Genomic DNA, 11943 nt, shown 5'->3' with positions numbered 1-11943 from the left:
GGCGCCTGTATCTGAGGGACGCAAATGTCAGAATCAGACCCTAGCGACGGCGCAGGACCGACAGAACTTCCTTGCTCGGATGACCGTCTGGCTGAAGTCCATTGCGCTGCTGGAATGCCTCGATAGCGGCCCGCGAAGTGGAGCCGATTTTGCCGTCGATATTACCGTCATAATAGCCGAGTGCTTTCAGATGCGTCTGCAACTCCTGTCGCTCATCCATGGTAATCGGTGTGAACGGGCGATTCCAGTCCTGACGCAATCCCTGATAGCCACCGATGCGGTCGGCAAGCAGACCGACGGCAAGTGCGTATTTGTCGGCGTTGTTATAGCGCTTCAAGACGAAGAAGTTCTTCGTCATCAGGAAGGCGGGGCCCTGACGGCCATCCGGCACTTTCAGCGTTGCCTTTTCGTTGGGATCAGGAAAGGCGCGCCCATTGGCCCGGACGAGACCGATCTTCTGCCACTCGGCGATAGAAAGCGAGCCGGAAGGGAACTTGCGTCCCTGCGGCAGCGCGACTTCGTAGCCCCAGCTACGGCCCGGCTGCCAGCCATTGCGCTGCAGAAGATTTGCCGCTGTGCCAAGCGCATCGGGAACGGAGTTCCAGATGTCGCGTTTGCCATTGCCGTCCACATCGACGGCATAGGCCTGATAGCTGGTTGGAATGAATTGCGTGTGGCCGAGCGCACCGGCCCATGAGCCGGAAAGATGGCCGCGGTCAATGTCGCCGGTCTGGAGGATCTTCATCGCGGCAATGAGCTGTGTGCGGCCATATTTGGCGCGGCGCTGGTCCGCATAGGCAAGCGTTGCCAGCGAGCGCACGGCGTCGCGCATGACGTCATCGCGCTTGAGAATTTCGCCGTAATTGCTTTCCATCGACCAGATGGCGAGCAGAATATTGCGGTCGACCGAGAAACGCTGCTCGATGCGCTGAAGCCACGGGCCCCATTTGCGGGCCATGCTCTGGCCAACCGAGACGGAATGCTCGTTCACGCGGTTATCGACATAGTTCCAGACCGGTTCGGTGAATTCGGGTTGATAACGTGCCTTCTGCAGCACGACGGGGTCTGGCGCGTCCACACCACGAAATGCGCGATCGAAAGTGGACGGCGAAACACCTGCCTTTATGGCGACAGGCCGAAAACTGGCGACCCATTGGCGAAATTGCGCATCAGCCAGTGCGGAACCGGTTGTCAGCGTTGAGGCGAGCACAGCTATCGCAACCGTTGCAGCTGCTTTCAGCTTCATCGTCTGGCCCACCGTGAATGGAAATCGCAGCATTCTGTGTTTCCCTTCTGCAATCAAATTTAGCCGATACCGGCGCGTTTCCCTTCGACCTGGATTCTGCTCGCCCCGGATTGCATTAATCAATTAATACCATCCTGTGTTGAAGTTGAGCCAGCAGAAAATTCCGGATCGAACTGTTGAACGTTCAAATTAGAACTTGTCGGTTAGCAATTGGTTTACCATCACCGGCCTTGCTTCAAAATTTGCCTGAAGTTTCGAAAAATTTTTGAATCAAGCAACATTAAGGTCGGGTCATTGAATGTGATGGGATGGGTCACGCAATTTCGTCGTTCTTTAATGAAAAGGCCTTATTTGAAATTCAGTCGTTTCAATGCTTTGATAGCAAACCTGAAATAGTGAAATCGAGGAGAGGAATGAGTTCGATCCGCAAAATCCGTAAGGCCGTATTCCCTGTCGCAGGTCTTGGCACTCGCTTCTTGCCTGCCACCAAATCCATCCCCAAAGAAATGCTGACGGTCGTGGATAAGCCCGTCATCCAGTACGTGGTCGATGAGGCGCGCGAAGCTGGTATCGAACATCTGATTTTCGTCACTGGGCGCAACAAGGCGGTCATCGAAGACTATTTCGATGCGCAGGTTGAGCTTTATTCCACGCTTGCCGAGCGCGGTAAGAAGGCTGAGCTTGAGCATTTGCAGGATATCCAGCCGCAACCAGGCACCACCAGCTTCACCCGCCAGCAGGTGCCGCTCGGCCTTGGCCATGCGGTCTGGTGCGCCCGCGAACTCGTTGGCGATGAACCCTTCGCTCTCCTGCTGCCGGATATGGTCATGCAGTCCAAAAAGGGTTGCCTGAAGGAGATGGTCGAGCTTTACGAAAAGACCGGCGGCAACGTCATTGCCGTGCAGGAATGCGATCCGGAAGAAGCGCATAAATACGGTATCGTCGGCAAGGGTGAAGCCATCGGCAGCGGTTTCGAGATCACGCAGATGGTTGAAAAGCCTGCCAAGGGCACGGCCCCTTCCAATCTCTACATCAATGGCCGCTACATTCTGCAGCCGGAGATCTTTGAACTGCTGAGCAAGCAGGAAAAGGGCGCTGGCAACGAAATTCAGCTCACGGATGCAATGCTGAAGCTCGCCGACGCCCAGAAATTCTTCGGCTTCGATTATCAAGGCCTGACATTCGATTGCGGCTCCAAGGCTGGCTTCATCGAGGCCAATGTTGCCTTCGCGCTGTGGCGCAACGACATTCGTCCTTCGGTCGAAGGCTCGATCGGTAATCTGCTGAATACCATCAAACCAGCCTGATAGAATCGGTCTGGTCTTTGAATACGCCCCCTGAAAAGGGGGCGTTTTTTTATGGTTGATGGTAAGATTTCCGTGAAACTTGCTTTTTTTTACAATGACAATAGGGTTTTGACCTAGTAGGTCCCTCAAAAAGTGTGAAACATTTTCGGGTGCAATCGATCAACCAGGTTCCTCCCCCACATAAGGAATAAAGCATGCAGGAATTCCAGCAGACGTTGGGTGCAGGCGCGCTCATCTCGATAGCGGTTGGCGCCGTCCTATTATTGCTTTTGCTCATCATCCGGTTTCGCGTCCATGCCTTCGTAGCACTTGTGATCGTCAGCCTTCTGACGGCGCTGGCGACAGGCATTCCCGCAGGGAATATTCTGACGACCATCACGTCCGCCTTCGGATCAACCCTTGGCGGGGTGGCGCTGCTGGTTGGCCTTGGTGCGATGCTGGGGCGTTTGCTTGAAATATCCGGCGGCGCGCAGGCGCTCGCAGACGATCTCATCCGGCGGTTCGGCGAAGAACGCGCGCCCATGGCGCTTGGCATCGCATCGCTCATCTTCGGCTTTCCGATCTTTTTCGATGCAGGGCTGGTCGTGATGCTTCCCGTGGTCTTCACCGTTGGGCGACGCCTCAAGGGAAGCCTGCTTCTCTACGGTATTCCGGTCGCAGCGGCCTTTTCGGTGATGCATGTTTTCGTGCCGCCGCATCCGGGCCCGGTGGCCGCATCCGAGCTTCTGGGTGCAGATGTGGGGCTTCTCATCCTCGTCGGGATCGTGGTCGTCATACCTGTCTGGTTCATTGCCGGACATCTTTTTGGCGCGTGGATCGGCAAGCGGATCAATCTTCCTATCCCTGACAGTTTTGATGCCGGGAAGAACGCAGAAGAGGCCGCAAACCCTCCGAGCTCCAGTCTGGTCATATTGCTTCTTTTGCTGCCGCTGGTTCTCATCTTCATCAATACGGGCCTCGATTTTGCCCGCGCGCAAGGCTGGGTCAGTGCCGATGCCAATTGGTATCAACTGGCTCGAATGATCGGATCGACGCCGGTTGCTCTGCTGATTTCAGTGCTGGTGGCCTCCTACGTGCTGGGACCACGACGCGGCAGAGACCTTGCCAGCGTTGAACGCATTCTCGATTCGGCACTCGGTCCGGTGTGTTCCATCATCCTGATTACGGGTGCAGGCGGCATGTTTGGCGGTGTCCTGCGTGCTTCCGGCATTGGTGACGCCTTGTCCAGTGCATTCGCCAATACGGGACTGCCTGTCATTGTGGCAGGTTTCCTGATTGCAACGATTTTGCGTGTGGCGCAGGGATCGGCGACAGTGGCGCTGATAACGGCTGCCGGGCTTATCCAGCCTGCCGTTCAGGCCGCCGGATATCACGGGCTTGAGACGGCAGCGGTGGTGATCGCGCTTGCTGCAGGGTCCGTCATGCTGTCCCATGTCAACGATTCAGGCTTCTGGCTCGTCGGGCGTTTCTTCAACATGGACGTCAAGACAACACTGAAAACCTGGACCGTGCTGGAAACCCTTATCGGGCTTCTTGGGTTCGGCATGGCGTGTATTCTGTTCTGGCTTGCTTAAACGCACGATAAAACGGCATCCCGGAAGGGGTGCCGTTTCGTCTCTATCTGTTTGTTTTTAAGCATGTCTTTATCCCGAAACCGGTTCCCACTTTCGGGAGACATGCTCTAGCGCTGCACCTTCACGCCGAGATAGACGCTGTCAGCCCTATATTCGCGGTCGGAGATTTTGCTCGTCAGGAACTCGTGGCGCAAGCGTGCATCCAGCCCGACAAACCGATTGATCCAGTAGGTTGCGCCGATCTGCGCGCCGATCGTGTAATCGGTTCCGGTACCATCCTTGTTCTGACGGATATTTGCATCGAGCCTGCCATTGAGGCTGAGGTCGGAGCGTATGCGGCGGGTGACATCGAGGCTTGCAAAATGAAGGAGCGACCCGGCAATGCCGGGCGTGGTCGAGGTATCGACGAGTGTTTGCGCATAGAGGCGTACATCGGTTCCGCGCAACGGGGACCAGTTGAGCGCCGCATTGATCGACGGGCCGCTGATGTCGCTGAGACGAGAATCATCGCTGTTTGCACGCATGTAACCGGCGGCGAATTCGCCGTTCAGCTTCTCACCCATATCCAGCATCATGCCGCCGCGCAGGGCAAATTGCGATCCACTGCGCTCATAGCCATTACTGTCCACCTTCTCGTCGAAGATGCGTTTGCCCAATTCAACTTCGGTGAAGGGCTTGATCGCCGGGGACAGGCTGAAGCCGCCGCGCAGCGTAATACTGGCATAGGTGTTGTCGCGGTCCTTCTGGCTGACCGTACCGCCGGATGACAGCTCCGCATCGCCGTAGATATTGTGCTCGACCCGCCCGGTTGCACTGCCGAAAATCAGGCCCATATCGCGTTCGACGCCGAGACTTCCGTTGAGGGTATGAACCAGAGGCCGCTGCAAGGCGCCGACGACCCCGTTAGGACTCGACGCGCTTTCGCGACGCAGCCTGTAGCCTGCGCCAGTGTTGACGGTCGTCTGGTCGCCAAGATCGAAGCGCAGCTTACCCTGAATGTCGACCTGTGGTTCGGAGACGTCTTCTCCCGAAATGGACTTGGCCCAGGTGCCCGATGCGTCGAGCGTTGCCTGATGACGCGCCCAGTCCGACTGTGCATTGAGCCGCAATGTGGTTTCGTTGAGAACAGCGCTGGAACCGCTTGCGCTATTGTCGCCGTTGGTTGTGGCACGGATACCCTGTTCCAGCGACGGCCGCAGGATGAACGAACCGGTGCGAATGCCGACCGGCGCGAAAGGATCGGCTTCCTGCGTGGAGCCGCGCCCCTGTTCGGGCGATTGCCGGAGGTTTTCACGCTGCGCGCGACCCGTCTCTTCGCTTGTCTCGGTATCGATCGAGCCGACGCGAATATTGTCGGGCTGAAGCGGCTGACGGTCCTGCGGCATGGGAACTGTCGGAGCGGCTTGTGTTGCGGTTGCCGGGTCTGCCGCTGTCGTGTTTTCAGGCGGGGTATAAGTGTCGTCAGTCGTCTCGCCGGCGCCGTCGTCATATCCGGGCGCGGCAAGTCCGCGATTTGCAAGCGTTTCCGGCGAAGATGCGGAAAGCACATCTTCGGCGACGCTTCCGCGCAGATAAGCTTCCTGAGCAAATGCAGAACCATGACAGATTGCCATCGCCATGCCCGACAAAAACAGGCTTTGCAGCCTGCGGGCAATGGGCGTCGAACCGCCAGATGGGGTCTTGGCAAAAAGCATATCGTGTTTTCAAACCGTCGCAACGTGGTAGATGAACGGTAAAGGCACATGGTTAATTCTTGGTTGCTGTGGCCTAATTCATGACCATGTACACAGCACAAATGTTTGGACAACCGGCTGCGAAGAAGTTAACCCTTGCCGCCATGGAAAAGCTCGATCAGATCATCCCTCCGGCAGATGCGGAAGCGGCCATCGCTTCGGCGCTGCGTACCATAAAGACCGAAAATGCGGGCCTCACGGCGCTTGAAGAAGCGCTGAATGATGGCCTTTCCGGCCCTTTTGTCGAAGCGGTGAAGCGTATTGTCGCCTCAAATGGACGGTTGGTCGTGACGGGCGTGGGCAAGAGCGGCCATATTGGTTCCAAGCTTGCCGCCACCTTTGCCTCCACTGGCACATCGGCATTCTTCGTGCATTCGGCAGAAGCCAATCACGGTGATCTCGGTATGATCGGCCGCGACGATGTCATTCTGGCCATATCTTGGTCAGGCGAAACGGCGGAATTGAAGGGGATCGTCAATTATTCGCAGCGCTTCCGCATTCCGCTGATCGCAATTACCGCAGGCGAGAATTCGGCGCTCGGTCGCGCGGCGGATGTTGTGCTGCTCCTGCCGAAAACGGCTGAAGCCTGCCCGCACGGTCTGGCGCCAACAACCTCGACCATGATGCAGCTTGCCATCGGTGATGCGCTGGCCATCGCGCTTCTGGAAGCGCGGGGCTTCACACCGAGCGATTTCAAGACCTTTCATCCCGGTGGTTCGCTCGGAGCAAGTCTCATCCATATCCGCGATATCATGCATCGCGGCGAACGTCTCCCGCTGGTTAAAGTGGGTACGTCCCTGCCGGACGCGATGAAGGTTCTGGCGCAAAAGAGCTTTGGCTGTGTGGTGGTTGTCGATGATGGTGGCGATCTGGCGGGCATCGTCACAGATGGCGACATCTCGCGCAATCTGAGCCGCAATCTTGCGGCTTTGGCGGTTGACGACATCATGACGCGCAAGCCCAAGACGGTTGACCAGAACATGCTGGCGACCGCGGCACTCAACACCATCAATGAAAATCATATTGGCGCGCTGATCGTGGTGGACGCCGGGCGCCCCATCGGGCTCGTGCATTTCCACGATCTGTTGCGGATAGGCGTGGCGTAAGGGAGTAAGGGAGTAAGGGAGTAAGGGAGTAAGGGAGTAAGGGAGTAAGCTAAAAATCACTTGCTTTAGCTTATCCGATTCCTTTTTATTCCCCTATTCCCCTATTCCCCTATTCCCCTATTCCCCTATTCCCCTATTCAGCAACTTCAATCTCCAGCGAAACCGGATCGAAGGCAACGATCCGGACTTCTGTTCCGGCTGGCAGATCGGGGCCTTTCACGCGCCACATCGTATCGTTGATACGGATACGCCCGCGACCATTGACGATCGGCTCCGTCAAGGTGGTACGCTGGCCGACGAGTTGCTCGCCACGACGATTGAGCAAGGGTTCATCGGCATCGGTGCTGCGCGATCCGAAGAAACGACGTCCCGCCAGCACGAAAATAACCGCCAGAACCAGAAAAACGACCGTCTGAAACTGCCAGCCAAATCCTATTGTCGAAGACAGGAGAAAGGCAAGCGCACCGGTCACAAGCGCTGCAAGCCCGAACCAGATGAAGAAGAAGCCCGGCGCCGAGATTTCCAGTATCAGCAGGATCAGCCCGAAAACGAGCCAGTTCCAGATGCCGAGACCGGACAGATATTCAATAATCATGGCGCCCTCTCTTCCTTTTGTTGAGCAGCTTTAGCGTCCAGCGGACGGAACGCTGCGCGGACGGGAAGGGTTCGGTGGCTGTGGTGCCGGGTCGACCGGCCTGCTGCCATCGCCAAAGACTTCCTTGGCAATTGCGCCAATGCCGCCGAGCGAACCGATGAGGGAGCTTGCCTCAAGCGGCATCAGTACGATCTTCTGGTTCTTGGCGCTGGCGATATTGCTGAGCGCTTCCGTATATTTCTGCGCCACGAAGTAGTTAAGCGCCTGCACATTGCCGTTGGCAACGGCATCGGAAACCATGGTGGTGGCCTTCGCTTCTGCTTCGGCCAGACGTTCGCGTGCCTCTGCTTCGCGTTTGGCCGCTTCCAGCTTGCCTTCAGCTTCGAGAATCTGTGACTGCTTTTGACCTTCAGCACGCAGAATCTGTGCGTTACGATCGCCCTCGGCTTCAAGAACCTGCGCGCGCTTGTCACGCTCCGCCTTCATCTGACGCGCCATCGAGGTGACGATATCTTCCGGCGGATTGATATCCTTGATTTCCACGCGGGTCATTTTAAGGCCCCACGGATGGGCGGCCTCGTCGACGACACGCAGCAGGCGATCATTAATCGCATCGCGGTTCGATAGCAGTTCATCGAGATCCATCGAGCCCATGACGGTGCGGATATTGGTCATGGTCAGATTGAGGATCGCATATTGCAGGTTCGCTACTTGATAGGCTGCCTGCGCTGCGTTCAGCACCTGATAGAAAGCCACGCCGTCAACGCCGACAATAGCGTTATCGCGGGTGATAACCTCTTGCGTCGGCACATCGAGCACCTGCTCCATCATGTTGAGGCGTGCCCCGATGCGGTCGAAAAACGGCACGATAAGATTGAGGCCGGGATTGAGGGTGCGCGTATAGCGTCCGAACCGCTCAACCGTGTAGTTGAACCCCTGCGGCACGGTCTTGATACCGGCAAACAGCGTTGCCAGAACCAGTGCAGCCAGAATGAGCAGCGTGATATCGAAACCGGTCATTGATTATTTCCCTTTTAAGGCAATAAGGCAGTAGGGCTATATGACAATAGATGCTTTAGCGAGGCAAACATACTGCCCTAATTACCTATTGCCTTACTTCCTTACACCCATCCCTGCAATTCGCGACGCACCAGTGTCTCGATGACCTTCATGCCGTCTTCGCTGTCGTTGAGACAAGGAATGTGGCTGAAATTTTCGCCGCCGTTTTCAAGAAATTCTTCAGCGGCCTCATTGCCGATCTCATCCACTGTTTCCAGACAGTCGGCAACGAAACCCGGATTGAGAACAGCCATCGACTTGACCCCGTGTTTGGCCAGTTCTTCCACCGTTTCGTCGGTATAGGGCTGGAGCCATTCTTCCGGGCCGAAGCGTGACTGGAATGTGGAGCGAAATTGGCTGTCATCAAGGCCCAGCCGGGCCTGCAAAAGACGTGATGTTTCAAGACATTGCTGGCGGTAGGGATCACCTTTGTCCGAATAGCTTTTCGGAATGCCGTGATAGGATGCAAGGATCACTTCCGGCTTGAAGGAAAGTGTTTCCAGATGCTTCTCGATGGAGCGGGCCAGTGCTTCGATATAAACGGATTCCGTTTCATAGGATGGAACGATACGCACTGCCGGCTGAAAGCGTTTTTTCATGAGCGCTTCGAAGAACTTGTCATTCACCGTCGCGGTCGTCGTTGCCGAATATTGCGGGTAGAGGGGGAACATGACGATCCGCTCGCAACCCTGCTGCAGCAGGCGGTCGGTCACGCTTTCAATGGAGGGCTGGCCATAGCGCATTGCCCAGTCCACGACCACGTTCGGATAGTCGGTAAGCGCCTTGGCAAGCTTTTCACCCTGCGCGCGGGTATAGGTCCGCAGCGGGGATTCGTTTTTCTCGCGGTTCCAGATACGGTCGTAAAGCTTGCCGGAACGCTTCGGGCGAGTGTTGAGAACGATGCCGTAAAGGATCGGATACCAGATGAGCCGCGGCCATTCGATGACACGGCGGTCCGAGAGAAACTCGGCCAGATAACGGCGCATCGGGCCATAATCCGTGCCATCCGGTGTGCCGAGATTGACCAGCAGGACACCGACCTTCGGCAGTTTTGCCTGCATCTCCGGTTTGGTCGTCTGGCTGGGTTTCTCCTGCACTTTATCCATCTCACTCATCTTCCGACTCCTGTTCAGCCGGAAAACTAGAGAAAAAAAGACAAATTACAATCCTGACAATTGCCGCTTGCGAAATTCTATCGGCGCGGGTGTTTCCCGCGCCGTAAATATTTGAAAATTACGCAAGATATCGGGTGCTTATGCTGCAGCACGACGCGTCAGGGAGAAGCGCGAGCCCGACGATGACGTGCAGTTAAGCTGCGTCGGCGAGACGAGTGCGCAGTTCACTTTCGACGACGTACCGCGCACGATGGAGCGCATGTCGATTTCAACAAGCTGCGGCGACTGGTAACGGTAGTTGCCCTCGGCAAGCTTTTCGTTCGTATCGGTGGAGCGGGTCTCGAAAATACCGCCGTTGAATGACGAAACGATGCCGTTTGGATCCACCCAACTGCCTTCGATGCCTGCCGGGGCGCGAGAGACGGTCGGGGCATTGCCGCCAACCGGGCCAGTCGTTTCACACGCGGCCAACGCCAGCGACATGACTGCAAGAGGGGCAATGATGCGGAAGCGTTTCATATCCATGCTCTCCATTAGAACATCTCCGGCCAGAACTGTACGATGTCTGACCTTTGAAATGCGTAAAACCAAGTACTCAGAGCGGCTTCAACGATTCCGTGCTGATTGGAACCGCTCGGGGATGATTAGTTTGATGTATTGAAACTTGCACGAAAACAAGCCCTCAATGTGAGGATTACGCGATTGTTGCGAAACTGCCGCAATGAAAACTGCCCGGCTTTGCCGGGCAGTTATTCAGTTTAGCGAACCAGAATATTCCGGAATTGCCATGGGTCCTTGGTATCGAGGTCTTCCTTGAACAGATGACCGCGACCTTCCAGTGGCGTCCAGTCGGTGTAATAGCCGTTCAATGGGCCTAGATATTGCATCTGAACTTCGAGGCAGCGACGGTAATCCATCTCGTCGGTCTCGACGATACCGCTTCGTGGATTTTCCAGCGCCCAGACCATGCCCGCCAGAACAGCCGAGGAAACCTGCAGTCCGGTTGCATTCTGATAAGGCGCAAGTTTGCGCGCTTCCTCGACGGTTAACTGCGAGCCGTACCAATAGGCATTCTTTTCGTGGCCATAGAGCAGCACGCCGAGTTCGTCGCTGCCGTCCAGAATTTCATGCTCTTCAAGAACATGCTGCACAGGTTGCGCCCGGCCAGCAGCGCCAAACATTTCATCAAGCGCCAGAATGGCATCATTGCTCGGATGATAAGCATAATGGCAGGTGAGGCGGAAGTCGAGCTTGCCCTTCTTGTCGCGCAGCGTGAAAAAATCGGCGATGGAGATCGCTTCATTGTGGGTGACGAGCAAGCCATATTGCGCGCCGAGCGTCGGACACCAGGTGCGAATACGGGTATTGCCGCCGGGCTGTTCGAGGAAAATTGCGGCCTTGTTGCCCTTCTTCTGTTTGCGGGCATTCTTGGGCATCCATTTTTCATGGCTGCCCCAACCAAGCTCTGCCGGTTGTAAGCCTTCAGCAATAAACCCTTCGACGGACCATGTATTCCAGAACGTGTTGAAAGGCTTCGGCTCTTTTGCGCGCTGGGTGTCGCGCTCCGCGATGTGAATGCCCTTGACGCCTGCCTTTTTCATCAGTTTCGCCCAGCCGTGGCGGTCATCGGCTGCCGGTTCGGCGAAATCGAGCTTCAGTTCAGTCGCAAGATCAACGAGCGCTTTCTTGACGAACCACGAGACCATGCCCGGATTGGCGCCGCAGCAGGAAACGGCGGTCGTACCGCCGGGGTTCTTGCGCTTTTCAGCGCGAACCGTTTCTCGCAGCGCATAATTGGTGCGCGAGGCATTGTCGGCATCGGTATCGAAATAGAAGCCGAGCCATGGTTCCACCACCGTGTCGATATAAAGCGCGCCATGCTCTCGGGCGTAACGCATCAGATCGAGTGATCCGGTATCGACCGAAAGATTGACGATGAAAGGCTGGCCTTCTGTTTCTTTCAGAAGAGGCCCGAGAACTTTTTTGTAATTGTCCTTGGTGATCGCTTCCTTGAGAAAGCGAATACCCTTGTCGTCGAGGATCTTGCGGTTGGCTTCGCTCGGATCGATCACGACCATGCGGGTTTTGTCGAATTTGAAATGACGCTCAATCAGCGGCAGGGTACCGCGCCCGATCGACCCAAAGCCGATCATGATGACGGGGCCGGTTATCTCGCCATAGACTTGCCATTTCGCTTTCGCCATTTTC

General features: G+C 56.2%; 10 protein-coding genes. 3 read left to right on the top strand and 7 right to left on the bottom strand.

Annotated elements, in window-relative coordinates; genetic code table 11:
• Positions 1 to 40: 40 nt before the first annotated feature.
• Positions 41 to 1279 (bottom strand): lytic murein transglycosylase, encoded by a 1239-nt coding sequence (locus F9K94_RS05950; protein ID WP_151644267.1) that lies wholly within the window; start codon positions 1277 to 1279, stop codon positions 41 to 43.
• A gap of 380 nt (positions 1280 to 1659) precedes the next feature.
• On the opposite strand from F9K94_RS05950, the gene galU reads away from it, so the two are divergent.
• Both galU and F9K94_RS05940 read left to right on the top strand, forming a co-directional pair.
• Entirely contained in the window at positions 1660 to 2553 is an 894-nt protein-coding gene (gene galU, locus F9K94_RS05945; RefSeq protein WP_151644265.1) for a UTP--glucose-1-phosphate uridylyltransferase GalU, read from the top strand.
• Positions 2554 to 2747: 194 nt separating this feature from the next.
• Positions 2748 to 4127, top strand: coding sequence for a GntP family permease (locus F9K94_RS05940; RefSeq protein WP_151556379.1), 1380 nt, complete (start codon positions 2748 to 2750; stop codon positions 4125 to 4127).
• Positions 4128 to 4234: 107 nt separating this feature from the next.
• On the opposite strand, the gene F9K94_RS05935 is transcribed toward F9K94_RS05940, so the two are convergent.
• Positions 4235 to 5821: an outer membrane beta-barrel protein gene (locus F9K94_RS05935; RefSeq protein ID WP_151644263.1), complete on the bottom strand. Its 1587-nt coding sequence runs from the start codon at positions 5819 to 5821 to the stop codon at positions 4235 to 4237.
• Between the two features lie 143 nt (positions 5822 to 5964).
• On the opposite strand from F9K94_RS05935, the gene F9K94_RS05930 reads away from it, so the two are divergent.
• Positions 5965 to 6966 (top strand): KpsF/GutQ family sugar-phosphate isomerase, encoded by a 1002-nt coding sequence (locus F9K94_RS05930; protein WP_151645302.1) that lies wholly within the window; start codon positions 5965 to 5967, stop codon positions 6964 to 6966.
• Between the two features lie 133 nt (positions 6967 to 7099).
• On the opposite strand, the gene F9K94_RS05925 is transcribed toward F9K94_RS05930, so the two are convergent.
• From F9K94_RS05925 to F9K94_RS05905, 5 genes are all read right to left on the bottom strand, one after another.
• On the bottom strand, positions 7100 to 7561 hold the full coding sequence (locus F9K94_RS05925) for an NfeD family protein (protein WP_151644261.1): 462 nt from the start codon (positions 7559 to 7561) through the stop codon (positions 7100 to 7102).
• Positions 7562 to 7591: 30 nt separating this feature from the next.
• Positions 7592 to 8581: an SPFH domain-containing protein gene (locus F9K94_RS05920; protein WP_151644259.1), complete on the bottom strand. Its 990-nt coding sequence runs from the start codon at positions 8579 to 8581 to the stop codon at positions 7592 to 7594.
• A 101-nt stretch (positions 8582 to 8682) separates the two neighbouring features.
• The gene (gene hemH, locus F9K94_RS05915; protein ID WP_151644257.1) at positions 8683 to 9735 is read right to left on the bottom strand and encodes a ferrochelatase; all 1053 of its coding nucleotides are present in this window, start codon (positions 9733 to 9735) and stop codon (positions 8683 to 8685) included.
• Between the two features lie 138 nt (positions 9736 to 9873).
• Positions 9874 to 10254 (bottom strand): outer membrane lipoprotein Omp10, encoded by a 381-nt coding sequence (omp10, locus tag F9K94_RS05910; protein WP_061347697.1) that lies wholly within the window; start codon positions 10252 to 10254, stop codon positions 9874 to 9876.
• Between the two features lie 239 nt (positions 10255 to 10493).
• Complete coding sequence (locus F9K94_RS05905; protein WP_061347608.1) at positions 10494 to 11939, bottom strand: homospermidine synthase; 1446 nt, start codon at positions 11937 to 11939, stop codon at positions 10494 to 10496.
• Positions 11940 to 11943 lie beyond the last annotated feature (4 nt).

Source organism: Brucella tritici (genome assembly GCF_008932285.1).
Classification (GTDB): Bacteria; Pseudomonadota; Alphaproteobacteria; order Rhizobiales; family Rhizobiaceae; genus Brucella; species Brucella tritici.
The sequence above is the reverse complement of the archived record's forward strand: the minus strand, read 5'-3'. Positions and strand labels throughout refer to the sequence as shown.